The organism is Polaromonas hydrogenivorans, from assembly GCF_040105105.1.
Lineage (GTDB): Bacteria > Pseudomonadota > Gammaproteobacteria > Burkholderiales > Burkholderiaceae_C > Polaromonas > Polaromonas hydrogenivorans.
In genome coordinates this window covers 1,719,221-1,742,754 of the sequence record NZ_CP157675.1, presented here as the reverse complement: position 1 = coordinate 1,742,754, position 23,534 = coordinate 1,719,221, and the positions used below count along the sequence as shown (strand labels likewise).

Sequence of the window (23,534 nt, the reverse complement as noted above, 5' to 3'; positions counted from 1 at the left end):
CTTAAAATTCAGGGTTTTCACCGATTAGCCAACAACACCATGACACACGTCGTTTCCGATTCCTGCATCCGCTGCAAATACACCGATTGTGTGGACGTTTGTCCCGTGGACTGCTTCCGCGAAGGTCCAAACATGCTGGTGATTGACCCGGACGAGTGCATCGACTGCGCCGTGTGCATTCCCGAATGCCCGGTTAACGCCATCTACGCCGAGGAAGACTTGCCGTCGGATCAGCTGCATTTCATCAAGATCAATGCCGACCTGACCAGCGCGCCGGGCTGGAAGAGCATCACCAAGCGCAAGGAAGCCTTGCCCGACGCCGACGAATGGAAAGACAAGACCAACAAGCTGTCCGAACTGGTGCGCTGACCCGGCTCATCATGGACATGGGCGCCGCCAACCCCGAGCTGATCCCAGAGCCGTTTAAAAATCCAAGTCAAGAAATCATGGAACCTCAACTGAACCAAGAAGTGATCAACACCGCAGCGCTGCACGACGGCCCCATCGAAACCGATGCTGTCATCGTCGGCGCCGGCCCTGTCGGCCTGTTCCAGGTGTTTGAACTCGGCCTGCTGGAAATCAAGGCGCACATCATCGACTCGCTGGCCTACCCCGGCGGCCAGCCCATTGAGCTGTATCCTGACAAGCCCATCTATGACATTCCTGCGATTCCGGTCTGCACCGGCAAGGAACTGACCGACAACCTGATGAAGCAGATCGAGCCGTTTGGCCCGACCTTTCATCTGGGCCAGGAAGTCAGCGTGCTGGAAAAGCAGGAAGACGGCCGCTTCTTTGTTGAAACCTCCAAGGGTACGAAGTTCCTGACCAAGACGATTTTCATTGCTGCCGGCGTGGGCGCTTTCCAGCCCAAGCTGCTGCGGGTCGATGGCCTGGACAAGTTTGACAACAGCCAGCTGTTTTACCGGGTCAAGAATCCGGCTGACTTTGCCGGAAAAAACCTGGTGATCGTCGGCGGCGGCGATTCGGCACTCGACTGGGCATTGAACTTTGTCGCCGAAGGCCCGAACAAGGCTGAAAGCGTGATCCTGATTCATCGCCGCGACGGCTTCAAGGCTGCGCCTGCGAACGTCGCCAAAATGAAGGAACTTTGCGATGCCTACGAGATGCAGTTCATCGTCGGCCAGGTCACGGGTTACGACGAAAAAGAAGGCAAGCTGACTGCGGCCAAGGTCACAGGTGCCGACGGCATCACCCGCGTGGTGCCGCTCGATGTCATGCTGGTGTTCTTTGGCCTGTCGCCCAAGCTCGGACCGATTGCCCACTGGGGCCTGGACATCGAGCGCAAGCAGATCAAGGTGGACACCGAAAAGTTCTCCACCAACATTCCCGGCATTTTTGCGGTGGGCGACATCAACACCTACCCGGGCAAGAAAAAGCTGATCCTGAGCGGCTTTCATGAATGCGCGCTGGCCGCATTTGGTGCTGCGCCCTTCATCTTCCCGGACAAGAAGATTCATCTGCAATACACCACCACCAGCCCCAAGCTGCACAAGGTGCTGGGTGTGGAGTCGCCGGTTTTTGACTGACAGGCGTTAGCGATACCCTGCGTTCGGCCCGGGTATTCAGCAAGCCGACCTGCCATTGACAAACGGAACTGCTGATGGCCTCCACTCCCCTTTCTTCTGCGGGCGGCAATACCGCACTGACACCTTTGCCTGCGGGCGAACGCCTGTTCGGCTGGCGCGACCATGCAGCGCTCTGGCTCAGCCTGGGCGTGGGCCTGCTCGTGATGCAGATCGGTGCGTACCTCGTCCCAGCGCTCGGAACCCAGGCCGCGCTGACAGTGATCATCTGTGGCTCGATACTGGGCGCAGGCTTGCTGGCCTGGACCGCCAAGATTGGCTGCGACAGCGGCTTGTCGAGCGCTGGTCTGATGCACGCGACCTATGGCAGCAGCTTTGCGCGCTTGCCGGTGCTGCTCAACATCGTGCAACTTATCGGCTGGACGACCTTCGAGCTGGTCGTGATGCGCGACGGCACGATGGCCATCGCACGGCAATCCGGCAGTTTTTCGGCTTCCTTGTGGCCCGTACTGACAACCTTGCTCTGGGGCGCCGTGCTACTGGCCCTGCTGTCCGGCTCCATGGTCAGGCTGGTGCGCAAATTCATTGGCCGCTATGGCTTGCCGCTGGTCATTGCCTCGCTGCTATGGCTGAGCTGGCAGTTTCTTTCCAAAGCCAGCGCCCAAGGGCTTGAGGGAGTGTGGCATCGCGCCGGCGACGGCAGCATGAGCACCCTGTCGGCGCTGGATCTGGTGATCGCGATGCCTGTGTCCTGGCTGCCGCTGGTAGCTGACTTTGCCCGTCATGGCCGCCACGGGAACAGCGCCTTGCGGGGCACATGGCTGGGCTACGCGGTGGCCAATCTCTGGTGCTATGCCCTCGGCCTTCTGGTTGCGCTGACGACACCCAGCACCGACCTGGTTGCCGCGCTGCTGCTGGCGCAAGGCGGACTGATCGCACTTGGACTGATCCTGATTGACGAGGTTGACAACGCTTACGGCGACCTTTACTCGGGTTCAGTGGCTGGGCACAGCCTGAAACCCGGCTGGAGCGTTCGCCGCTGGGGAATGGCGCTGGCCGTGCTGTGCACGGCCTTGGCGCTGGTGCTGCCGATGCACAGCCTGGAGCCGTTTTTATTGATGCTCAGTTCGGTATTTGTTCCGCTCTACGGCGTCATTCTGGCGCGCCTGGCCGGACAGGCGAACGTGGTATCGCTGGTGACGGAACGCAAGGTCAACATCAGCGCGGTGGCCATCTGGCTGCTGGGCGTAGCCTGCTATCACCTGTGCGCGCAACTGGCGCCCAGTTGGGGTGCAGCGCTGCCGACGCTGGCAGTCACTTTTGTGCTGGCACGGTTCACCCGCAAGTTGTTGAACAGCCCGGAGGTCAGCGCAGCGGCTTGAGCTGCATGGCGAGCGGTGCATGGCTGTGATTCAGCGGCCCGCTGCCTGCGCCCGTGCGCACTGTTGAGCCGGCCACCAGCGCGGCACGCACATAGGTCCGCGCCGCCTCTACCGACTCCAGCAAAGTTGCGCCCAGCGCCAGGTGCGCCGCAATGGCTGAAGACAAAGTGCAGCCCGTGCCATGGGTATTGGCCGTGTCGATACGCGGCGCACGCATCCAGTGCGCCGCGCCGTTTTTCGTGAGCAGCAAATCACAAACCAGATCACCCGGCAAATGACCGCCTTTGAGCAATACTGCATGGGCGCCCATGGCCAGCAGTTCTCGCGCTGCCGCCTCCATATCAGCTTCGCTGCACAAAGGCCTTCCGACCAGCAATGAAGCTTCGTCCAGATTGGGCGTCACCACCAGCGCGCGCGGAAACAACTCGCGCACCAGGATCTGGACAGCCGGGTTGTCAATCAGCACGGCACCGCTCGTGGCGACCATCACCGGGTCAAGCACCACTTTTTGCAACGCGTGACGGTCGATGGCCTCGGCCACGGTCAGCACGGTCTCCGGTGCGTGCAGCATGCCAATCTTGACCGCATGCGTACCGATATCTTCAATCACCGCATCGATCTGGTCGCGAAGCATCTGCGGTGGAACCCCATGAATGGCCCGCACGCCCAGCGTGTTTTGGGCGGTCAGGGCGGTAATGGCGGTCATGCCATAGCAGCCCAAAGCCGCAAAGGTTTTCAGGTCGGCCTGAATGCCGGCACCGCCACCACTGTCCGAACCTGCGATGGACAATACACGCGGATATTCGAACGCATGGGAATATTCAAAAGTTTCATTCGTCATTTTTTCTGTTTCCGGACTCTCGACTATTCATCACACAAAACTCTCAAGGTAGCAGCAGGCATGCGGATCGCCTGCCGGGCAAAAACGCGCTCACGGTCACAAGACTGTCAGCACCTGCACGCTACATGTCGCATGCACTTGCCACATGAATTCCGCCAATGGCGACCAAGGGCAAAGAAGTAGAGGCTCACCCCATGATTAGCCCGTCAACGCCCAGAGATTCTTTGTATCGGTCTTGGTAAGCGTGGCAAAGTGGGACTCACGCCCAGGTAATCCACGGGCAGCATGGCTGCTTTTGAGCACATTGTCCATGAACTCAACCGAGCAGCCGACAAAACTTAGGACGGCAACTGACCTTGCCTCCGAAAATTGGCGCTCTTGAGCCTTGTACAAAATGTGTTCAAGGAGCTAGGCAATGTAAGACAAGCAAGTTTTGGAATTGTTGCTCAAAAATCAGTAAATTCCCCCAGACGGATCAAGGGTTTACGTGCTTTTCAGGGTGAACTTTTTACGTCTTTTCGGATGCCTGACGGCTGCTCGTGAACGGAAATACCGGCAAACCTTCACAATGATCCGATGCAAAAAATTTCCAGCACTCTCAGTCATCCGCTGTATGACGTTGCCGCTATTCGCCTGATCGAGCAGCAGGCGGCAAGCGCCCTGCCCGCGCACACGCTGATGCAACGGGCAGGCCTTTCGGTGGCGCGCCTGGCGCTGGCGCTGGCTCCGCATGCTCAATGCATCTGGATTGCCTGCGGACCCGGCAACAACGGCGGCGATGGCTTCGAGGCCGCGCTGCATCTGCACCAGTGGGGAAAGAAGGTCGTTATGACCTGGACCGGCTTGCCGTCCGGCAAATCCGAATCGCCGCCGGATGCCCAAGCCTCGCGCCAGCGGGCACTGGCTGCCGGCGTTCCGATGGCCAGCGAACCGCCGCCCGGCTTCGACCTGTGCATTGATGCGCTGCTCGGCATCGGTGCCACGCTCGACCCAAGCCGGCCGGCGAGCGCCTTGATGCAGCAATGGCTGGAAACAATGCATGCCAGCGCGGCGCTGCGGCTGGCAGTCGATATTCCGACCGGCCTAAATGCCGACACCGGCGTCACGACTTTCAAAAGCACTATTAAATCAATAGCAGCTAATACCCACCCAATAAGCGAAAAAGGCCTATTTACCTTGAGTTTATTGAGTTTGAAGCCAGGACTCTTTACCGCCAGCGGTCGGGACTGCGCGGGTGAAGTATGGTTTGATGACCTTGGGGTCAGTCCGGCCGACAGCGTGCTTGCAGCCGAACCTTGCGCCTGGCTGCTGGGTGCAGACCGTGCCAGCCTGCCGGTACGCACCAGCGCCGCGCACGCCAGTCACAAAGGCAGTTTTGGCGATGTCGCCGTGCTGGGCGGTGAATCGACCGCCGCCACGCAGATGACCGGAGCGGCCTTGCTGGCCGCCAGCGCTGCATTGCACGCAGGCGCGGGCCGGGTGTTTGTCGCCTTGCTGGGCAATGCGCCCGGCATGAAGGTCGATCCGGAACAGCCTGAACTCATGTTCCGCTCGCCTGACGCCGTGGACATGGCGCACCAGGTTGTGGTGTGTGGCTGTGGCGGCGGTGAATCGGTCAAGACTGTCCTCGCAAAGGTGCTGTCAACGGCCAGGCGGGCCGTGCTGGATGCCGATGCACTGAATGCAATTGCCATGGACCCGCAGCTGCAAACCCAGCTCAAAGCCAGGCAAGGTCGCGGCTACAGCACGGTATTGACGCCCCACCCGCTGGAAGCCGCCCGTCTGATGGGCATCACGGCCGTGGCCGTCCAGGCCGACAGGTTAAGCGCAGCCCGGCAACTGGCCGAGCGGTTTCAGTGTGTGGTGGTGCTCAAGGGTTCAGGAACCGTCATCGCCACACCAGGTCAGGCGACCCTGGTCAACAACACCGGCAATGCCCTGCTGGCCACCGCAGGCACCGGCGACGTGCTGGCAGGCATGCTGGGCGCCTGCCTGGCCAGAGGAATGAATGCTGTCGAAGCGGCCCGCAGCGCGGTGTTTGCCCACGGCCACGGGGCCGATACCTGGGCCAGTGACAGGCCGGGCCAGGCCTTGACCGCATCGGCCCTGGCCCAATCGCAAACGGGCTAGAGCAAAACCATCATGCCGATCTGAAGCACCAGCAGCAGCACCAGCGCCGACAGATCGACGCCGCCAATGGCTGGAATCACGCGCCGCAACGGTGTCAGCATGGGCTCGGTCAGGCGGGCCAGCAGGCCGTAAACACTTGAGCCGGGCTGGACCCAGGACAAGATGGCATAACCCAGCACCAGCATGAACAGGGTTTGCAGCGCGACCCGAAGCAGCATCTTCACGGCAAAAAACAGCATTGTGAACACCGCTGCCACTCCGAAATCCGTGCCGCCGGCCGCTGCACCCAGCAACAGCCCGAACAGCAGCCACCACAGCAGCGCGTAGGCCAACGCCATCAATGCGGCTGCAAGCACACTGGCCCAGTCCACGCGTGACTGGCCCAGTGACTTGGGCAGGGAGCGTCGCAGCGGTTTGACCAGCCAGTCGGTCAGGGCCATGACAAAGCGGCCCGGCTGCCCGACCATGCTGACCCGCAGCCAGTTCATCCAGGCGCGCAGCAGCGCCGCTGCAATCAGGATGAAAAATGCCGTCTCCAGCAAAAAAGCCAAAATCCGGATCAGCATAAATTCCCGGCGTGTCTGAACATGGAAGACTTCATAAGCTTCTAGCGACGGGACTTTTTGCCCTGTTTCATGCCCGGATTGGCCGCTGCTTTTTTAGCCGCTGTCTTGCGTGCCCTGGGCTGCGGCTGGGATGTGCGGTCAGAGGGAGGCTGACGGCTTTTTGAAGGCGCGCTGCGCCCGTTGCGCCGGGATCCGGCACCGCGTTCCTGCAGCGGCAGTTCAGCCGCAGAACCACCGGCCTTGTCCTTCATGGCCCGATTCACCAGCCCGGCCTTGTCGTCACCTTCATGCACCAGGCGAAAATCAATTTTTCGGCCATCCAGATCAACCCGGCTGACCTGGACCCGAACCCGGGTTCCCAGGGCATAGCGCATGCCGCTGCGCTCGCCGCGCAGCTCCTGCCGGGCCTCGTCAAAGCGGAAGTATTCGCCGCCCAGCTCAGTGATATGCACCAGGCCTTCGACATACATGGCGTCGAGCGTCACAAAGATGCCGAAGCCGGTTGCCGCCGTGACCACGCCGCCAAACTCTTCACCCAGATGCTCACGCATGTACTTGCACTTGAGCCAGGCTTCCACGTCGCGGCTGGCTTCGTCGGCACGGCGCTCATTGGCGCTGCAATGCAGGCCGGCCGCCTGCCAGGCCAGCTGGTCAGCAGAAGCTTTTTTCGGTTTTTCGGTCGGCAGCTTGACACGGGCGGCGAGCCGTTTGGACAGTTTGGCCTCCGCCTCGCCCGGCGTGGGCAATACCGGCAACTGGTACTTGGTCTTCTTCAGGATCGCCTTGATCACCCGGTGTACCAGCAGGTCGGGGTAGCGGCGGATCGGGCTGGTGAAGTGCGTGTAAGCCTCGTAGGCCAGACCGAAGTGGCCGCCATTCATCGGCGTGTAGATCGCCTGCTGCATTGAGCGCAACAGCATCGAGTGAATCTGCTGCGCGTCCGGCCGGTCCTTGGTCGCCATGGCAATCTGCTGGAACTCTGCAGGCGCCGGGTCGTCGCTGACCGTCATGCCAATGCCAATCGCCTTGAGGTAATTGCGCAGCAGGTCAATTTTCTCGGGAGTTGGACTTTCGTGAACGCGAAACAGGGCCGTGTGCTTGCTCTGCGCAATAAAGTCGGCCGAGCAGACATTGGCAGCCAGCATGGACTCTTCAATCAGCCGGTGCGCCACATTGCGGGTACGGGGAATGATTTTTTCAATCCGCCCGACTTCATCGCAAACGATCTGGGTTTCGGTGGTTTCAAAATCAACGGCGCCGCGTATGCCGCGCTCCTTGAGCAAGGCCTGGTACACCTCATGCAGATGCAGCAAGTGCGGCACCACGGCCTTGCGCTGCTGGGCTTCCGGCCCGCGTGTGTTGCCCAGGATCGCAGCCACATCGGTATAGGTCAAACGCGCCTGGCTGAGCATCACTGCCGGATAAAACTGGTAGGCGTGAACATCGCCCTTGGCATTGACCAGCATGTCGCAGACCATGCACAGCCGCTCGACATGGGGGTTGAGCGAGCATAGGCCGTTGGACAGCTTTTCGGGCAGCATGGGAATCACGCGGCGCGGAAAATACACGCTGGTGGCACGGTCGTAGGCGTCAATGTCAATCGTGCTGCCGGTCTCGACGTAATGGCTGACATCGGCAATCGCGACCAGCAGGCGCCAGCCCTTGCCACGGCCGACCTTGACCGGCTCGCAATAAACCGCATCGTCAAAATCGCGCGCGTCTTCGCCGTCGATGGTGACCAGGGGAATGTCAGTCAGATCAACACGGTGCAGCTTGTCACCGGGGCGAACGGCATCGGGCAGGGAGCGGGCCAAACCGAGGGCTTCATCGCTGAACTCATGCGGCACGCCGTATTTGCGCACGGCAATTTCAATTTCCATGCCCGGGTCGTCAATTTCGCCCAGCACTTCCATGACGCGCCCCACCGGCTGGCCAAACAGGGCTGGTGGCTCAGTCAGTTGCACTACCACAATCTGGCCGGTCTTGGCTGTTCCGATCGCGCCTTTGGGAATCAACACGTCCTGACCGTAACGCTTGTCTTCAGGCGCGACCAGCCAGACGCCGCTTTCCTGGAGCAGGCGCCCAATGATCGGATTGGGCGAGCGCTCGATGATTTCGGTGACGCGGCCTTCAGGCCGGTTCTTGCGGTCATGCCGCACGATGCGCGCCTTGACGCGGTCTTTATGCAGCACCGCACGCATTTCGTTGGGCGGCAGGTAAATATCTGCTTCGCCGTCATCACGTTGAACGAAGCCATGGCCATCGCGGTGGCCGGATACCGTACCCTCGAATTCGGCGAGGAGTCCGGCGGTTGCGCCAGAACTTTGAAGATTTGTTTTGATAAGAAGTCTCTTTCGTGAGATGGCGCGGGTAAAACAGGGTAAAACCAGCGCGCGTTGAATAGGGGGATTGGCCAGTTCCGTGTATTTTTGTATCAGTTTAAAACCAGATACTAGCCGCGATTTGTGAAAAGCTGATTTCCCGGATAACGGAATGCTTCACTGGAGTCGGAATTGGGGGAGTTTTCAACCGGCGCAAACCAGACATTTCGCCAGTCATCGAAAATTTCTGAAGAAAATTGAATTTTTTCCAGCAACGCACCTGATAAGCCATAAATGTAATGTTAAACTGCTTGCTGTGCCCGGGTGGCGGAATTGGTAGACGCGCACGGTTCAGGTCCGTGTATCGCAAGATGTGGAGATTCGAGTTCTCTCCCGGGCACCAAAATTACTCAAGTTGAAAAAAGCTGCTGTTAACCACAGTGGCTTTTTTTTCGCCCGAAAATTGGAAAACTTGTAGCAAACAAGTTCACAAGTTGCTGGACCAGCCCTTGCAAACACAAGGGCTGGCATGAAACATAGCGACTTAAAAGCTTCAGACAGGCACTGCGATCAGGTCGTGTCCCTGAACTCCGACAATGCGGGCACGGGTGAACTCGCCAACCTTCATGGTTTTGCTGATTTTCTCGGGCGGCAGCAGCTTGACCACGCCATCAATCTCGGGCGCGTCTGCATAGGAGCGGCCAATTCCGCCTTTGCGGCCCAGCGCAGGCGCATGGTCCACCAGCACCTGCATGGTCGCACCAACGCGCTGCTGCAGTTTCTGACTTGACACCGCTTCCGCCACAGCCATAAAACGTGTCCGCCGCTCTTCACGCACTTCCAGCGGGAGCATTCCGGGAATGTCGTTGGCCGTTGCGCCCTGCACTGCGCTGTAGGCAAAACAGCCCGCACGGTCAATCTTTGCCTCGCGCATAAAATCAAGCAAGTGTTCGAATTCAGCTTCGGTTTCACCGGGAAAGCCAGCAATAAACGTGCTGCGAATGACAATTTCGGGACACATCTCACGCCAGTGCGAAATACGTTCCAGATTCTTCTCTCCGCTGGCAGGCCGCTTCATGCGCCTCAAGACATCCGGATGACTGTGCTGCAAAGGCACATCCAGATAAGGCAGCACCTTGCCGGTTGCCATCAGGGGAAGAATCTCATCCACGCTAGGATAGGGATAGACATAGTGCAAGCGTACCCAGGCGCCAAAGGGCGCGGCAATCTCGCCAAGCGCCTGGACCAGTTCGAGCATCCGGGTCTTCACCGGCTTGCCATCCCAAAAGCCGGTACGGTATTTGACATCGACGCCATAGGCAGAAGTGTCCTGACTGATGACCAGCAACTCTTTTACCCCGCCTTCGAACAGCGCACGCGCTTCGTTCAAAACATCGCCGACAGGCCGCGACACCAGATCGCCGCGCATGGACGGAATGATGCAGAAGGTGCAGCGATGGTTGCAACCTTCACTGATCTTGAGATAGGCATAGTGCCTGGGCGTGAGCTTGATTCCAGCGATGCCGAAGGCATTGGGCACCAGGTCCACGAACGGATCGTGCGGCTTGGGCAGGTTCAGATGGACCGCATCCATGACCTCCTGCGTCGCATGCGGACCGGTGACTGCCAGGACACTGGGATGCATCTGGCGCACCAGGTTGCTGCCGTTGTCGCCTGACTTGGCACCCAGACAGCCGGTCACGATAACCTTGCCGTTTGCAGCCAGCGCCTCGCCAATCGTGTCCAGGCTTTCCCTGACGGCATCATCAATGAAGCCGCAGGTATTGACAATGACCAGGTCGGCACCTTCGAAGGTTTTGGATGTCTGGTAGCCCTCGGCACTGAGCCGCGTCAGGATCAACTCCGAATCGGTCAATGCCTTGGGGCACCCAAGGCTCACAAATCCAACGCGGGGCGCAGGTTTGGCAGGGGAAACAGGGGAAAGGGGAGATGGGGAAAGTACTTCGCTCATGCCGCTATTGTCTCAGAGCAGGCGCAGGAACGAGAAAAACCCAGCGGATGGCCTTCAACCAGCCATCAGCAATAGCCGGTTATTAACGCTTCAGCCCCAGTGCCGACAGCATTTGCTCGCTCTGCTTTTGCATCTGCTCCTGCATCTGCGTAAAGACATTCTTAGATTGCTCGACATAAGCCCCCATCATGCCTTGCATCATGGGCGACTTTGCATTCATGAACTGCGCCCACATCTCGGGGCTCATCCCTTTGGACTGCTCGGCCATCTTGAGCTGCAGGTCCATGAAACTCTGGACATTTTTCTCAAGATACGCACCCATGAAGCTCTGCATTGCATCGCCGTAGAAACGGATGATGTTGGCCAGCACGGCCTCGGTAAACATGGGTGCGCCACCGGCCTCCTCTTCAAGAATGATCTGAAGCAGGATGCTGCGCGTCAGGTCTTCATTGGTTTTGGCATCACGCACGACAAAATGCGTACTACTCATTACCAGGCGTCGAACTTCGGCCAAAGTAATGTAAGCCGAAGTTTCAGTATCGTAGAGACGCCGATTTGGGTATTTCTTGATGATCCGCGTCGCCTCAGTCTTGTCAGCAGCCTTGCTGGCGTTATGGGCAGAAATTTCTTCTGAAGAAAGACTGCCAGCCACGGAAGGCTCGCCTGAGGGCGATTGAAGGGATTTATTACTTTGCACTGATGACTCCTGGAAATAACGAAAACCTGCCTCATAGCGACAAAGTTCGATACATTCTAGGAATGTCTTGATATACGCAATTTATCTGGGTTATCTTGATTCAATGTTTTGAACTGCTAAGAGTTCAAAACATTGAAACAAAAACTGTTTCAGAAAAATTGGTAGGCGCGATTGGACTCGAACCAACGACCCCCACCATGTCAAGGTGGTGCTCTAACCAGCTGAGCTACGCGCCTAAAGGACTGTTCGAAGCTCGTATTCTAGCAGTGCAAAACACGAGTTTTCAAACAAACCGAAAAATATGTGCAAACAGTTCAGCGTCTTCGGGCTGACCGCACGCCCGGCACATCGGCCACGATGCCCAGCACCCGATTGAGCCGTCCCGATTGGGCCACCTCGACCGTGAAGGTCATCCAGGCTGTCCCGCCACGGTTGTCCTTGACCGACTGCGTCTGCACACCGATCACATTCATTTTTTCCTTGGCAAACACTTCTGAAATATCGCGCAGCAAACCTTGCCGATCAGCTGCTTCCACGGCCACATCCACCGGATAAACCGCGCCGTCCGGGGCTTTGGCAGAACCCCATTCAACCTCGATGACACGGTCAGGGCTGCCGCTGGCCATGTTGCGGAAATTGCTGCAGTCGCTTCGATGAATACTCACGCCCTTGCCCTTGGTGACGAAACCAAGAATGAGATCCGGGGGCGCGGGTTTGCAGCATTTGGCCAATTGAGTCAGCAGGGAGTCCATTCCCACCACCAGCACGCTGCCCTTGCCGCCTTTTCCAGCAGCGCTGGATTTTTCGGACTGCCGTGTTTTTTTGGCCAGCACATAGTCGTCCGGAGACAGCACAGGTTCGGGTGGCCTGAGCATGTTTTCAATGGTGCGCAGGGAAAATTCATCCTTGCCTACGACCTCAAAAAGTTCATCCGCCGTCTTGAAGCCCAGCAGAAACGCCAGATCCTGCAGCTTCATGGCCGTTTTTCCTTCGCGCTGGAGCAGTTTTTCAACCGCTTCCCGGCCCTTTGCCACGGTCTGCTCCATGGCCAGCGCATTGAACCAGGCGCGCACCTTCGATTTCGCCCGGTTGCTCGACAGGAAACCCAGTTCCGGGTTGAGCCAGTCACGCGAAGGCCCCCCCTCCTTGGTCGTGATGACTTCAACCGTCTGGCCGTTTTGCAGCGGTGTATTCAGCGGCACCATGACACCATCAACACGCGCGCCGCGGCAGCGATGGCCCAGGCTGGTGTGCACGCTGTAGGCAAAGTCAACCGTCGTGGCACCCTGGGGCAATTCCACGATGGCTGCGTCCGGCGTCAGCACATAGATGCGGTCTTCAAACAGGCCCTGGTTGGCATCCCGGGCACGCTGCGCAGCCGGACCCGAAAGTTCCCGTTCCCAGGCCAGCAGTTGCCGCAGGACCGCAATCTTGGCGTCGTATTCACTGCTGGCCGAAACGCCGGCATAGCCTTTGGTGCCGGCTTCCTTGTAAGCCCAGTGCGCCGCCACGCCGTTTTCGGCATGGTCGTGCATGGCCTGGGTGCGTATCTGGATTTCCATGGCCCGCCCGTACCCATCGCGAACGACCGTGTGCAGAGACTGGTAGCCGTTGGGTTTGGGCTTGGCGATGTAGTCGTCAAACTCGCCTTTGATGGGCGAAAAGCACGAATGCACAAAACCCAGCGCGGCATAGCAGCCCTTCACATCGGCGGCAATCACGCGCAGGGCCCGGATGTCAAACACCTGGTCAAAGCCAAGCGACTTGCCGCGCATTTTCTTGACAATGCTGTAGATGTGCTTGGGCCGGCCCTGCACCAGTGCGGCAATGCCGTTCTGGTTCAAATCCCGTTCAAGCTGCGCGCGCAGGGCCTCCATGAAGACCTCGCGCTCGGCACGTTTTTCATCGAGCAGCCGGGCTATCTGCTTGTAGGTTTCAGGCTCCAGAAAACGAAAGGACAGGTCTTCCATCTCCCACTTGATCTGCCAGATGCCCAGGCGGTTGGCCAGTGGCGCAAACACATGCAGCGACTCATGTGCCAATGCCCGTGGCGCAGCCTGCCGGCTGGCCGCGTAATAGCGCAAGGTCTGCAGGCGCGAAGCCAGGCGCAGCATGACCACCCGCAAGTCACGCGAGAACGCCAGCAGCATCCTGCGCACGTTCTCCGTCTGGGCGGCAGGGTCATCATGCAAGTGCGACTTGGCATCAACGGCGCGCGTCTGTCGCTGCAGATAGATCAGCTTGGTGGTTTCCACCGCCAAAGCGGCATAGCTGGGGCCGAAAGCCTTGGCGATGACATCCTGCGGCTTGTTGAGATGCGGGCAGGAATGCACCAGGTAAGTTGCCGCCTGCACAGCCTCGGAGCCGCCAATGATTTTAAGAATGCCGACCACCGCATCGGCATGCGCCAGGATGTTTTCGCCCGTGTCCATCACTTCGCAGGCAATCAGCGGCTCGGCAAAAGCGCGGGCACGTACCAGGACATGCGGCTGCTCGGGCAGGCTGTCGGCCGTGGCCGCGACGATGGAACTGAGCGAGTCCTGGGAAATTGCGGGGGCGTGCGTTGCCGCCACTTTGTTTTTCATGAAGCCTTTGTCACGTTATTTTTATGTTCGTAAAAGCAGGAAATCTGCCACTGCAGCAATCTGGTCTTTCGCAACCAGCGTCGGCGCATGGCCAACGCCTTCAAACTCAACCACTCTGGCGCGCGGGCCGCGTTGCGTCATGGCATGGGCGGTCTGCGGGCTCAGCAAATCGGACTGCGCGCCGCGCAGCACCAGCGTTTCCGCCTGGATGCCATCGTAAAGCTGCCAGAGCGTGGCCTCGCCCTGCTGCGCGCCTTCTTCGGTGGTCAACCTGAACGGGCCGGCAATGGCCGGGTCGTAATGCAGGCGCAGCGGGCTGTCAGCGGCTGGCGACACCGGCCTGACCATCGGCAGCGACAGCGCCAGCCATTGCTCCGGCGTGTGCGGGCCAAAGCTCTCGGAAATCTTCCACATCGCATCGGCCGCTTCCTGCACGCTATTGAAATGGCCGGACTGCCCCAGGTAAGCGCCAATCCGTTGAATGGCCTGCCACTGCAGCGTGGGGCCGACATCATTCAGCACCAGTCTGCGGACCGGCACCGGAAGCGGCAAGCCCGGCTGGCCGCAAACCACCATGCCGATCAGCCCGCCCATGCTGGTGCCCACCCAGTCCAGCGTGCTGATGGGCGACTGGGCCTGCAGGTGCGCCAGCAGCGAAAGCATGTCTGCGGCATAGGCCGGCACCTGGTAGCCCATCGGGTCCTTCAGCCAGTCGCTTTCACCCCTGCCCGCCACGTCGGGGCAAACCACGCGGATGCCACCCGAAGACGATGACCCGGCCCGCTCGCACAAAGCCTGCGCCAGCACGTCAAAGTCGCGTCCCTGGCGGGTCAGCCCATGCACGCACAGCACGACATGCGGGCTGTCGGGCTGGCCCCATTGCCAATAGGCCATGCGATGGCCCTCGGCTGCATCGGCACAGGTGACGTAGTTCAAGCTGGGTTCAGTCATGGTGGAGCATTCAGGAAAAAGCTGGATAAAGCTTGATAATTGATTCGGCAAATTTTGCAGCGCCTGGCGCGCAAAGCGCTGTTCAACTCTCAAGTCAACCATCGTAAATCATCCGGAGAAACTTCATGCTCAAAGGTAAAACAGCTCTTGTCACAGGCTCGACCAGCGGAATCGGCCTGGGCATTGCCAGGGCCCTGGCCGAACAGGGCGCCAACATCGTCCTGAACGGATTTGGCGATGTGGACGGACCCAAGGCCGAGATTGCAGCGCTGGGCGTGCAGGTCGCCTACCACGGCGCCGACATGAGCAAGCCAGGCGAGATCGAGGAGATGATGCGTTTTGCCGCCGCCGAGTTTGGCCAGGTCGATATCCTGGTCAACAACGCCGGCATCCAGCACGTTGCCCGGATTGAAAACTTTCCGGCTGAAAAGTGGGACGCAATCATCGCCATCAACCTGAGCAGCGCTTTTCATGCAACCCGCCTGGCGCTCCCCGCGATGCAGGCCGCCGACAACGGCAAGGGCTGGGGCCGCATCATCAACCTGGCGTCGGTGCATGGCCTGGTGGGTTCGGCCGAAAAATCAGCCTATGTCGCGGCCAAGCACGGCATTGTCGGCCTGACCAAGGTGACGGCGCTTGAAAACGCCACCAGCGGCGTGACGTGCAACGCCATCTGCCCGGGCTGGGTGCTGACGCCGCTGGTGCAAAAACAGGTCGATGCCCGGGCTGCGGAAGGCGGCATCAGCAACGAAGCGGCCAAGCAGCAACTGCTGGGTGAAAAAGAACCGTCGATGCAGTTCACCACGCCTGAAGAGCTGGGTGCGCTGGCGGTGTTTTTCTGCTCGCCGGCCGGCGCCAATATCCGGGGCGTGGCGTGGAACATGGATGGCGGCTGGACCGCGCAATAAGCGGCTCCATGCCATTACGGCGTTGACTTCGCTCAGCTACAGCCGCCGTGGATCGGTTTGCAGCAGCAGCTCGACCAGCGAGCGCAAATGCGACCTCAGGGCGTCGGCGCCTGGCGTCATGGCCAGCGTGTCTTCGTTCATGTAGAGCTTGCGGTTGATTTCAAGCTGAATGCTGTGCCGCTGCGCTGCCGGATTGCCGTAGCGCCGCACCAGTTCCACGCCTTTGTACGGATGGTTGTAAGCCACGTTGTAGCCCAGCGCCCGCAAATGTGCGCAGACCAGCGCGGACAAGGCCGGGCTGGCCGTGCTGCCATCGCGGTCGCCGACCACGAAATCGGCATGCTTTTCGCCCGGAAAGTCGGTCGCGTGGCTGGACGCAACCGCCGGCATCGAATGGCAATTGACATGAATGCTGTAGCCGTGCCCGGCATGCGCCCGGTCAATCGCCTGCGCCACGGCCGCGTGGTAGGGAGTCCAGCAGTGCGTGATGCGCATGTTCACTTCTTCCACCGACAGCCTGCGCTCATAGATGGGCAGGCCGTCGTCCGTGGTGCGCCAGACCAGCCCCTTGCCGAGCCGCACCTTGGACAGCAGCCCGGGATCGGTTTCCACCGGATGCGGCCAGGGCTCGTCCAGCAGCGAAACATCCAGCTCCGTGGTGTTGCGGTTGGCATCGAGGTAGCTGCGCGGAAAATGCGCTTCAATCCAGTGCGCGCCCAGGCCGGGCGCAAAGTCGTACAGCTTTTCAACGTGCGTGTCTTCAGCGCGCCGCAAGACGGCCATCTCGCAGGTATAGAGAAAATCCGGTGGATAAACCACGCCGCTATGGGGCGAGTCAAGAACCAGCGCGCTGCTGCCGGGAAGGTGGGTGATGAGCTGCATGAGCCGACTTTAGCAGCAGCGTTCACCCGCAGGCAAAACCCGTTTGCAGAAAACCCGCAGCCTTCAAGGGATGGAACTTCTGGCGCTCAAACTACTCAAAAAAGTCACAGGAAGTTGATATTTGTCCTACACAAAATTATCTTTTGGCCCCACAGTCGCGTTTACTCACAACCCTAGACTGGTCAGGTGAGAGGAGTCCAAAGATGTTTTGTTCACAGGCACTTTTCGTTATTTACCCACTGAAGGAGCACCAATGAAATCATTGAACCGCATTTTTTCAGCCACCTTTCTGGCGGTCGCTGCACTGACGGCTGTCGCTGGCGCGCAGGCCCAGAGCACTTACGCCCTGTATGGTCCGGGTTCCGGCTATGTGGGCCTGAATGCCGGCCAGTCCAACTATTCGCTGGGCAACGGCTTGAGCCTGTTTTCCGCCGACGACCACGACACCGCCTACAACATCTACACCGGCACGTTCGTCCATCCGAACTTTGGCTTCGAGTTGGGCTATACCAACTTCGGCAAGATTGACCGCGCTGGCGGCAGGACCAAGGCGGAAGGCATCAACCTGAGCCTGGTCGGCCGGGCGCCGGTCAGCCCCTCGTTCAACCTGCTCGGCAAACTGGGAACGACTTACGGCCGCACAGATGTTTCTTCCGTCCCCGGCTCGGGCGTTGCCGCCGGCAAGGAAACCGGCTTTGGCGTGTCCTACGGCCTGGGCGCCGAATATGTGTTCAACCCGCAATTGTCGGCCGTGCTCCAGTACGACGAGCACCGGCTGAAATTTTCGGGCGAAGGCCGGGATCGCATCAGCGCCACGACCGTCGGTTTGCGCTACCGCTTCTAAACCCTTGGCAAGCGCCGCACGGCGTTTGCCACCCACAGGCCTGCAAATCAGTGGTTTGCAGGCCTTTTTATTTCGACGCGCATTTTTGCTATTTAAAAAGTAGCAAACTATTCTCATGCAGCATGCGCAAACTGCCAATTTGTTGGCCAATTGATGCGCGCCGTCCTGGCATTCAACCCGCGCTTTCGATGTCCTCCCGGCATCGGCGAAAATACGACCCCGCCCTGACTTTCCCTGCAGAACCGACCCGACCTCATGCACTCCCCTCTTCATAAATCAGCCACTGAACGGTTTTTCCAGGCGCTCGCCTTCGAAGTGCTGGCCGTCGCCATTTGCGCACCGCTGGGCGCCTGGCTGATGGGGTATTCGCTCGGGCACATCGGCTTGCTGACCTTGATGATCTCGCTGATCGCCATGAGCTGGAACATGCTGTTCAACCTGGTTTTCGACCGTGCCCAGCGCCGCATGGGCTTTGACCGCACGCTGGTGGCGCGCGCGGTTCATGCGGTCATGTTTGAAGTCGGGCTGGTGCTGGCCGTGGTGCCGCTGGCTGCCTGGTGGCTGGACATCGGCCTGTGGGAAGCCTTTGTGCTGGACATCGGCATCGCGCTGTTTTTCCTGCCCTACACGTTTGCCTTCAACTGGACTTACGACCACCTGCGGGCTCGCTTCGTCGCCCGCAAAATCCGCCGCGCGCGCGCCTGAACACCGGCTCAGGGCATGCGGCCAAGCGGCAAGGCGCTTGACTGGACGCATTCAAATTGCCCGCTGGCCGCCTGAAAATCCCAGCGCTCCAGCTGGCACGCAAGCGACTGGCCGGCGCCTTCGTAGCGCAGCAGATTGACTGAATTCGGAATGCCCTGGCGCACCCGCGTCGAAAGCGCCGTTCCCGCCTGCACGCACCAGAGCCGGCGCTCCAGCCCGCCCAGGCGCGTGGACAGGTCGCAGACATACGGCAGGTGGATATGGCCGCCCATCACGATGTCGGCGCCCGCCCCGGCCCAGGCATGCACCGCCGGCTCCCAGCCGCGCAGGCGGTCATGCTGGTCCTCGGCGTGCAGCACATGCACCGGCTGGTGAACCACCACGATGCGCAGCTGCGCCGGAGCCGAACGCCCCAGCTCGGCAACGACCCGCCCGATTTGCGCAGCCGAGACTTCGCCATTCTTGTGCCGCCAGCGACGCGTGGTCTTGACGCCGATCACATGCAGCAAGGGCGTGGACAGCACCGGCTCCAGCACCGGGCCAAAGGCCCGCAGAAAGCGCGCATAGGGAGTGAACAAGCGCTGGTAGAGATTGAGCAGCGGAATGTCGTGGTTGCCCGCAATAGCCAGCATCCGGGGTATTGCCAGGCGGTCGCAGAACGCCCGCGCCTCGGTAAATTGCGACACCCGGGCGCGCTGGGTAATGTCGCCCGACAGCACCAGCACATCGGGCCGCTGCTCTTTGGCCAGCTCCACCAGCGCCTGCATCACGGCCGGCTGGACCGTGCCGAAGTGCGGATCGGAGATTTGCAGCAGGCAGGCCATGCGCAGCTTATTCAACCTTGACCTGATCGGCGGGCATTGGCACCAGCAGCAGCAGGGGTTGCGCAGCCACCTCAAACACCAGCGGCGTCTGCATCCAGGCGATTTCGCCGTCCGTGGCGACCTTGATGCGCTTCATGCCCCTGGGCGTCACCGTCAGGCGCTTGAAGGAAAAACTCCGGATATTGTCGGCATCTCCCAGACGCCCGAGCAAGCCGCGCAGCAGCAAGCCAAACAGCGCCAGCGTGCCGATGGGACGGACCGCCACGGCCGCAAGCTGCCCCTGCGCCACCGATTCGGCATGCTGCTCATCAATGCCAGCCCGGGTCAGCTGCAGCCGGTTGTTGCCGACGAACAGCGTTGGCGTGCGCAGTGACGCGGCCTGGCCCGCCGACTCGATGCGAAGCTGGAGCTGGCGGCGGGACTGCAGCAAGGTCGCCATGCCCGACAGGAAAGCCACGAAACGGCTGCGCCCGAACTGCTTCTTCCAGGCTTCGCGGTCTTCCAGTATCTGGGGGTACAGGCCGACGCTGGCATTGACCAGGAAAAGCCGGCCATTGACCTTGCCGGCCTGGACCGGCGCTACAAGTCCACCCAAAAGCACCTGGGCCGCCTTACCGCTGTCCTGCGAAATCGCATTGTCCCGGCCAAAATAATTGAAGGTTCCCTGGGGCAGCACGCCAAAGGGGCAGCCGCTGCCCAGCACCGCGTTGGCCACCGCATTGATGGTGCCGTCGCCTCCGGCGGCCACCACCACGCCCCGGCGCGCCCTGGCCAGGTCCACGGCGCGCCGGGCCAGTATGTCCATCGACTCCGAAGCTTCGCACTGCAAGAATTCGAAATCGCGTCCGCCTTCGTGCAGGACGCGGCTGATGGTTTGCTGCTCCTCCCCGGCGTCGCGGCTGCCCGAACCCCCATTGAAGACAATGAAGAAAGGTCCGTGGCGCGCTGCCTGGCTGGCAAATTCCGGGATGTCAGTCATGCCCACTTCTCAAGCAGTTCAAGGAGTTCAAGCAGTTGCCTGCGGCGCACAGCGCAAGGCGTCATGGACGGGCGGGCAGCGGCAGCATCTGCACCGAACCCGAAACATTCACCAGCACCGTGCTTTTGCCGGCCTCCACCGGCACTGCGGACTCGGCCATGTCCGACTTGGCGCTCATCGCCACCATGCGCGGGCGCGGCGTGAAGCCCTGGTCGTTGGCGTTGACCGATACCTCACGCAGGGTATAGCCGCCAAAGCCAAAAGCGCTGGAAACCTCGCCCGCCTTGGCCTTGAAACGCTCAATCGCCTGCGCCTGGGCCTCGCCCTCGACCTTGGCGCGCTGCTCGCGGCTCAGCGCAAAGCTCACGCTGCCCAGGCTCAAGCTCTGGATCTTGCCGGCCGTGCCGGTGATGCGCGCAAAGTCCTTGCCTTCAAGCACCAGCTCGGTCGAGCCCTGCCAGCCGTTGATCTTCCCGTCCTTGCCGTAGCGTGGATACAGGCTGAAATTGCCGGTGCGCACCTCCATCAGCCCCGGCGATGCGGCTTGCCTGGCCTGGGTCAGGGCCGCGTCAAGCGCCTGCTTGAGCTGGGTCTGCACCGTGCCGGCGTCAAGGCCGTCGCGGCTGGTGCTCATCGAGATCGACAGCAGATCCTGCTGCACCTCGACCGAACCGCTGGCGGAGATCTGGGCCACGTTCTTCAGCGGCTCATTCGGCAAATTCTGGGCAAAAAGTCCTGTTGCGCATGCTGCAAGGGCGCAGGCAGCTATTAATTTAGGAGTAAGCATCATGGTGGTTTGACCTTTCAGGTCATGTAAAAAGAGGTTCAGACTGAAAAAACCTGATTCGATCAAGTCAGCCCTCAAAAAAACGGCTTGCGGGTTTGCGCCGCATCAGGCGCTTGGGCAAGGTAGCATAAAGTCCCGAAAAACCTTGCAGGCCGATGCCGCGAACCGCCTGCCCTGGCCAGCATCCTGTCAAGGCCAGCAACCCTGATCCCGAGTCGCCATCAAGGCCATATCGATTGCAAAACTTGCTTTTTGTTCCTGATTGCAGCCAAATGCCAACAATCGAAACAAGCGTAAGAAAAAGTTTTTTTGAGTATAAAAAAAGACATTCTCTTTTTTCAGCCCGCAAAATGGGCTCTGTTACATATTAAAAGACCATCATGCTTCAAGCTCAAACCACTGCCCGCGCCGACAAAATCTTGATCCTCGATGATGACGCACGCATCCGCGACCTGTTGCGCCGCTATCTGGCGCAGGAGGGTTTTGACGTCATCCTTGCCGAAGACAGCAAGGCATTGAACCGCATCATGCTGCGCGATGCCGTTGACCTGATCGTGCTCGACCTGATGATGCCGGGCGAAGATGGCCTGTCGATTTGCCGGCGCCTGCGCGCGGCCAACGACCGCACGCCCATCATCATGCTGACCGCCAAGGGCGAAGACGTGGACCGCATCGTCGGCCTGGAAGTCGGCGCCGACGACTACCTCGCCAAGCCCTTCAACCCGCGCGAACTGCTGGCCCGTATCCACGCCGTGCTGCGCCGCCGGCCCACCGCCGAAGTGCCGGGCGCGCCGTCGAGCGACCAGGAAGTCATCAACTTCGGCCCGTTTTCCTTTGACATGAGCCTGCGCACGCTGCAAAAAAATGGCGAGGAACTGCCGCTGACCACCGGCGAATTCGCCATGCTCAAGACCTTGGTGCGCCACCCGCGCCAGCCGCTGTCGCGTGAAAAGCTGGCCCAGCTGGCGCGCGGCCGGGAGTTCGAGCCCTTTGACCGAAGCCTGGACGTGCAGGTTTCGCGCCTGCGCAAGCTGATTGAAACCGATGCGGCCGTGCCGCGCTACATCCAGACCGTCTGGGGAATTGGCTACGTGTTTGTACCGGACGGCAACAGCTAAGGAAAAATCAGCGAGCCAGGGCGCCAGCCGCCTGAAAGCTCAGCCCCTTGCACAAGAGTGGCGCACTTGATTCACCTGTTTTTCAAATTCTGAAGGCGCCAGCTTCTAGCCATGTCATATTCCCGTTCGTCGCCCCTGGAAACCGCGCCTGCTCCCCTGGAGGCGCGGCCGCGCCGGGGAATCAACCTGTTCTGGAGGACTTTTTTCTTCCTGGCGCTGCTGCTGTTCGGCTCCATCGTGGCCTGGCTGCAAACCTTCCGCACTCTGGAGACCGAGCCGCGCGCCATCCAAAACGCCCAGCAGCTGGCCACCCTGGTGAATTTGAGCCGGGTGGCGCTTCGCTATTCCGACGCCATTGCGCGGGTGTCGCTGATCAAGACGCTGGCCGAGGAAGAGCATGTCCGCATCACGCCGCGCCAGCCCACGGACAAATTCGAGCCCTATGTCAGCGACGAATTCGATGAACGCATTGCCGCCGAACTCACCAGCCGGCTTGGCAATGGCACGGTGGTCGCCGGCAAGGTCAACGGCCTGCAAGGTTTGTGGATCGGATTTTCCATTGATGGCGATTCTTACTGGCTACTGACGGACACCTCGCGGCTTGGCCCTTCCCGAACCAGCACCTGGGCCATCTGGCTCGTCATGGCGGCGGTTTTGTCGCTGACGGGGGCGGCGGTGATTGCTCGCCTGATCAACCAGCCCCTGAAACAACTGTCGTTTGCCGCCAGCCGGATGCGCGATGGCGATTTCGAGGCCAGTTGGCTCGACGAGCAGGTGGCGACCAGCGAGATTCGCGAAGTCAATATCGGCTTTAACCGCATGGCCGCGCAACTCTCCAAGATCGAGCAGGACCGGGTGGTGATGTTGGCCGGCATTTCCCATGACCTGCGCACCCCGCTGGCGCGGCTGCGCCTGGAAACCGAAATGAGCGTGGCGGACCCGGATGCGCGCGAGCACATGGCCAATGACATTGCCCAGCTGGACGCCATCATTGACAAATTCCTCGATTACGCCCGCCCCGAGCCGGCCCATCTGGAGCCGATATCGCTCAATGACCTGATCGATGCGTCCATGTATGCGGTGGCCGACTACCCCGACATGACGGTCGGCGTCAGCATTCCCGAAGGCACCAAGGTGCTGGCGGACCAGGTCGATCTGTCACGCGTGATTGCCAACCTGCTGGAAAATTCCAGGCGTTATGGCAAAAAGCCCGGCTCCAACATGGCGCTGGTGGATATTTCAGCCCGGGTCAGCGACGCCTGGGTGCTCATCAAGGTGCGCGACCATGGCAGCGGCGTGCCGCCCGGAGTCTTGTCCAGGCTCACCAATCCGTTTTTCAGGGGCGACTCAGCCCGCACCGAAGCCACGGGTGCCGGCCTGGGCCTGGCCATTGCCGAAAAAACCGTGCTGCGCATGGGCGGCCTGTTCAGCCTGTCGAACACCAGCTCGGGCGGGCTGGCCGCGCACATCAAGCTGCGCCGGGGCTAAGCAGCCCTGC

21 protein-coding genes and 2 tRNA genes are annotated in these 23,534 nt (G+C 60.3%); 10 read left to right on the top strand and 13 right to left on the bottom strand.

Annotated elements, in window-relative coordinates; translation table 11 throughout:
* Positions 1-39 precede the first annotated feature (39 nt).
* From fdxA to ABLV49_RS08200, 3 genes are all read left to right on the top strand, one after another.
* A complete protein-coding gene (gene fdxA, locus ABLV49_RS08210; RefSeq protein WP_349281117.1) occupies positions 40-369 on the top strand; it encodes a ferredoxin FdxA in 330 nt (109 codons plus the stop codon).
* Between the two features lie 77 nt (positions 370-446).
* Positions 447-1,547 carry an NAD(P)/FAD-dependent oxidoreductase gene (locus tag ABLV49_RS08205; protein WP_349281116.1) on the top strand — a complete coding sequence of 367 codons (1,101 nt, stop codon included), beginning with the start codon at positions 447-449 and terminating at the stop codon, positions 1,545-1,547.
* 74 nt (positions 1,548-1,621) lie between these two features.
* Positions 1,622-2,926: a purine-cytosine permease family protein gene (locus tag ABLV49_RS08200; RefSeq protein WP_349281115.1), complete on the top strand. Its 1,305-nt coding sequence runs from the start codon at positions 1,622-1,624 to the stop codon at positions 2,924-2,926.
* Here ABLV49_RS08200 and thiD read toward each other — a convergent pair.
* Positions 2,910-3,767, bottom strand: a complete 858-nt coding sequence (gene thiD / locus ABLV49_RS08195; RefSeq protein WP_349281114.1) for a bifunctional hydroxymethylpyrimidine kinase/phosphomethylpyrimidine kinase — start codon at positions 3,765-3,767, stop codon at positions 2,910-2,912. The genes ABLV49_RS08200 and thiD overlap by 17 nt on opposite strands.
* Positions 3,768-4,343: 576 nt before the next feature.
* On the opposite strand from thiD, the gene ABLV49_RS08190 reads away from it, so the two are divergent.
* Positions 4,344-5,897 (top strand): NAD(P)H-hydrate dehydratase, encoded by a 1,554-nt coding sequence (locus ABLV49_RS08190; protein WP_349281113.1) that lies wholly within the window; start codon positions 4,344-4,346, stop codon positions 5,895-5,897.
* Here ABLV49_RS08190 and ABLV49_RS08185 read toward each other — a convergent pair.
* On the bottom strand, positions 5,894-6,463 hold the full coding sequence (locus ABLV49_RS08185) for a YggT family protein (RefSeq protein ID WP_349281112.1): 570 nt from the start codon (positions 6,461-6,463) through the stop codon (positions 5,894-5,896). The two genes, ABLV49_RS08190 and ABLV49_RS08185, sit on opposite strands and share 4 nt — an antisense overlap.
* A 41-nt stretch (positions 6,464-6,504) precedes the next feature.
* On the bottom strand, positions 6,505-8,805 hold the full coding sequence (gene rnr, locus ABLV49_RS08180; protein ID WP_349281657.1) for a ribonuclease R: 2,301 nt from the start codon (positions 8,803-8,805) through the stop codon (positions 6,505-6,507).
* 297 nt (positions 8,806-9,102) lie between these two features.
* Here rnr and ABLV49_RS08175 point away from each other — a divergent pair.
* Positions 9,103-9,187: transfer RNA gene (locus tag ABLV49_RS08175), tRNA-Leu, on the top strand.
* Between the two features lie 150 nt (positions 9,188-9,337).
* On the opposite strand, the gene rimO is transcribed toward ABLV49_RS08175, so the two are convergent.
* The 5 genes from rimO to ABLV49_RS08150 all read right to left on the bottom strand — a co-directional run bounded on the left by rimO (position 9,338) and on the right by ABLV49_RS08150 (position 14,989).
* Positions 9,338-10,756 (bottom strand): 30S ribosomal protein S12 methylthiotransferase RimO, encoded by a 1,419-nt coding sequence (gene rimO, locus ABLV49_RS08170; RefSeq protein ID WP_349281111.1) that lies wholly within the window; start codon positions 10,754-10,756, stop codon positions 9,338-9,340.
* A gap of 82 nt (positions 10,757-10,838) precedes the next feature.
* The gene (phaR, locus tag ABLV49_RS08165; protein ID WP_349281655.1) at positions 10,839-11,381 is read right to left on the bottom strand and encodes a polyhydroxyalkanoate synthesis repressor PhaR; all 543 of its coding nucleotides are present in this window, start codon (positions 11,379-11,381) and stop codon (positions 10,839-10,841) included.
* A 231-nt stretch (positions 11,382-11,612) separates the two neighbouring features.
* Positions 11,613-11,689: transfer RNA gene (locus ABLV49_RS08160), tRNA-Val, on the bottom strand.
* 78 nt (positions 11,690-11,767) lie between these two features.
* The gene (locus tag ABLV49_RS08155) at positions 11,768-14,038 is read right to left on the bottom strand and encodes a RelA/SpoT family protein (RefSeq protein WP_349281110.1); all 2,271 of its coding nucleotides are present in this window, start codon (positions 14,036-14,038) and stop codon (positions 11,768-11,770) included.
* A gap of 21 nt (positions 14,039-14,059) precedes the next feature.
* Complete coding sequence (locus tag ABLV49_RS08150; RefSeq protein WP_349281109.1) at positions 14,060-14,989, bottom strand: alpha/beta fold hydrolase; 930 nt, start codon at positions 14,987-14,989, stop codon at positions 14,060-14,062.
* A gap of 125 nt (positions 14,990-15,114) precedes the next feature.
* On the opposite strand from ABLV49_RS08150, the gene ABLV49_RS08145 reads away from it, so the two are divergent.
* Positions 15,115-15,897 (top strand): 3-hydroxybutyrate dehydrogenase, encoded by a 783-nt coding sequence (locus tag ABLV49_RS08145; RefSeq protein WP_349281108.1) that lies wholly within the window; start codon positions 15,115-15,117, stop codon positions 15,895-15,897.
* A gap of 36 nt (positions 15,898-15,933) precedes the next feature.
* On the opposite strand, the gene ABLV49_RS08140 is transcribed toward ABLV49_RS08145, so the two are convergent.
* Entirely contained in the window at positions 15,934-16,779 is an 846-nt protein-coding gene (locus ABLV49_RS08140) for an N-formylglutamate amidohydrolase (protein WP_349281107.1), read from the bottom strand.
* Between the two features lie 253 nt (positions 16,780-17,032).
* Here ABLV49_RS08140 and ABLV49_RS08135 point away from each other — a divergent pair, with 253 nt between their 5' ends.
* Entirely contained in the window at positions 17,033-17,623 is a 591-nt protein-coding gene (locus ABLV49_RS08135) for an outer membrane beta-barrel protein (RefSeq protein WP_349281106.1), read from the top strand.
* Positions 17,624-17,878: 255 nt separating this feature from the next.
* Positions 17,879-18,328 carry a multidrug/biocide efflux PACE transporter gene (locus ABLV49_RS08130; RefSeq protein WP_349281105.1) on the top strand — a complete coding sequence of 150 codons (450 nt, stop codon included), beginning with the start codon at positions 17,879-17,881 and terminating at the stop codon, positions 18,326-18,328.
* Between the two features lie 8 nt (positions 18,329-18,336).
* On the opposite strand, the gene ABLV49_RS08125 is transcribed toward ABLV49_RS08130, so the two are convergent.
* The 4 genes from ABLV49_RS08125 to ABLV49_RS08110 form a co-directional block, all read right to left on the bottom strand.
* Entirely contained in the window at positions 18,337-19,152 is an 816-nt protein-coding gene (locus ABLV49_RS08125) for a metallophosphoesterase family protein (RefSeq protein ID WP_349281104.1), read from the bottom strand.
* 7 nt (positions 19,153-19,159) lie between these two features.
* On the bottom strand, positions 19,160-20,131 hold the full coding sequence (locus tag ABLV49_RS08120) for a diacylglycerol/lipid kinase family protein (RefSeq protein ID WP_349281103.1): 972 nt from the start codon (positions 20,129-20,131) through the stop codon (positions 19,160-19,162).
* Between the two features lie 61 nt (positions 20,132-20,192).
* Entirely contained in the window at positions 20,193-20,918 is a 726-nt protein-coding gene (locus ABLV49_RS08115) for an SIMPL domain-containing protein (protein ID WP_011801926.1), read from the bottom strand.
* Between the two features lie 67 nt (positions 20,919-20,985).
* Positions 20,986-21,267: a hypothetical protein gene (locus tag ABLV49_RS08110; protein WP_349281102.1), complete on the bottom strand. Its 282-nt coding sequence runs from the start codon at positions 21,265-21,267 to the stop codon at positions 20,986-20,988.
* Between the two features lie 31 nt (positions 21,268-21,298).
* On the opposite strand from ABLV49_RS08110, the gene ompR reads away from it, so the two are divergent.
* On the top strand, positions 21,299-22,036 hold the full coding sequence (ompR, locus tag ABLV49_RS08105; RefSeq protein WP_011801927.1) for an osmolarity response regulator transcription factor OmpR: 738 nt from the start codon (positions 21,299-21,301) through the stop codon (positions 22,034-22,036).
* A 111-nt stretch (positions 22,037-22,147) separates the two neighbouring features.
* Positions 22,148-23,524: a sensor histidine kinase gene (locus ABLV49_RS08100; RefSeq protein WP_349281101.1), complete on the top strand. Its 1,377-nt coding sequence runs from the start codon at positions 22,148-22,150 to the stop codon at positions 23,522-23,524.
* The last annotated feature ends 10 nt before the right edge of the window (positions 23,525-23,534 follow it).

Bases quoted from the DNA above. Each gene is read 5' to 3' on its own strand.
- fdxA (WP_349281117.1), top strand. From the start codon at position 40: ATGACACACGTCGTTTCCGATTCCTGCATCCGCTGCAAATACACCGAT.
- thiD (WP_349281114.1), bottom strand. From the start codon at position 3,767: ATGACGAATGAAACTTTTGAATATTCCCATGCGTTCGAATATCCGCGT.
- ABLV49_RS08145 (WP_349281108.1), top strand. From the start codon at position 15,115: ATGCTCAAAGGTAAAACAGCTCTTGTCACAGGCTCGACCAGCGGAATC.
- ABLV49_RS08205 (WP_349281116.1), top strand. From the start codon at position 447: ATGGAACCTCAACTGAACCAAGAAGTGATCAACACCGCAGCGCTGCAC.
- ABLV49_RS08135 (WP_349281106.1), top strand. From the start codon at position 17,033: ATGAAATCATTGAACCGCATTTTTTCAGCCACCTTTCTGGCGGTCGCT.
- ABLV49_RS08190 (WP_349281113.1), top strand. From the start codon at position 4,344: ATGCAAAAAATTTCCAGCACTCTCAGTCATCCGCTGTATGACGTTGCC.
- ompR (WP_011801927.1), top strand. From the start codon at position 21,299: ATGCTTCAAGCTCAAACCACTGCCCGCGCCGACAAAATCTTGATCCTC.
- ABLV49_RS08130 (WP_349281105.1), top strand. From the start codon at position 17,879: ATGCACTCCCCTCTTCATAAATCAGCCACTGAACGGTTTTTCCAGGCG.
- ABLV49_RS08125 (WP_349281104.1), bottom strand. From the start codon at position 19,152: ATGGCCTGCCTGCTGCAAATCTCCGATCCGCACTTCGGCACGGTCCAG.
- ABLV49_RS08100 (WP_349281101.1), top strand. From the start codon at position 22,148: ATGTCATATTCCCGTTCGTCGCCCCTGGAAACCGCGCCTGCTCCCCTG.
- ABLV49_RS08155 (WP_349281110.1), bottom strand. From the start codon at position 14,038: ATGAAAAACAAAGTGGCGGCAACGCACGCCCCCGCAATTTCCCAGGAC.
- ABLV49_RS08150 (WP_349281109.1), bottom strand. From the start codon at position 14,989: ATGACTGAACCCAGCTTGAACTACGTCACCTGTGCCGATGCAGCCGAG.
- ABLV49_RS08120 (WP_349281103.1), bottom strand. From the start codon at position 20,131: ATGACTGACATCCCGGAATTTGCCAGCCAGGCAGCGCGCCACGGACCT.
- ABLV49_RS08115 (WP_011801926.1), bottom strand. From the start codon at position 20,918: ATGCTTACTCCTAAATTAATAGCTGCCTGCGCCCTTGCAGCATGCGCA.
- ABLV49_RS08140 (WP_349281107.1), bottom strand. From the start codon at position 16,779: ATGCAGCTCATCACCCACCTTCCCGGCAGCAGCGCGCTGGTTCTTGAC.
- ABLV49_RS08200 (WP_349281115.1), top strand. From the start codon at position 1,622: ATGGCCTCCACTCCCCTTTCTTCTGCGGGCGGCAATACCGCACTGACA.
- ABLV49_RS08185 (WP_349281112.1), bottom strand. From the start codon at position 6,463: ATGCTGATCCGGATTTTGGCTTTTTTGCTGGAGACGGCATTTTTCATC.
- rimO (WP_349281111.1), bottom strand. From the start codon at position 10,756: ATGAGCGAAGTACTTTCCCCATCTCCCCTTTCCCCTGTTTCCCCTGCC.